General features: G+C 47.9%; 1 pseudogene. It reads right to left on the bottom strand.

The features are described 5' to 3' along the window. A pseudogene (locus tag ACNKXV_RS14045) lies at positions 1–309 on the bottom strand (DNA topoisomerase IV subunit B); the annotation flags it as partial.

Raw genomic sequence — 309 nt, 5'->3', positions numbered from 1 at the left:
GCCTGCATTGAGGTAGGCCATCTCTCGGAGACGATTGGCGATGGTTTCGTACTTGTACTCCGTTACTGTGAATATGCTTGCATCAGGCTTGAAATGGATAATGGTTCCTCTTTTATCCGTCTTGCCGATCTCTCTGGCAGGATATTGAGGCACCCCGATTTTAAATTCCTGCTCAGTAATAACACCATTTCGGTGAACTGTCGCTTTAAGGTCAGTGGAAAGTGCATTCACACAAGAAACTCCCACCCCGTGAAGGCCACCGGAAACCTTGTAGGTATCCTTGTCAAATTTACCGCCGGCGTGTAACAC

This window comes from Christiangramia aquimixticola (genome assembly GCF_048285835.1).
Classification (GTDB): domain Bacteria; phylum Bacteroidota; class Bacteroidia; order Flavobacteriales; family Flavobacteriaceae; genus Christiangramia; species Christiangramia aquimixticola.
The sequence above is the reverse complement of the archived record's forward strand: the minus strand, read 5'-3'. Positions and strand labels throughout refer to the sequence as shown.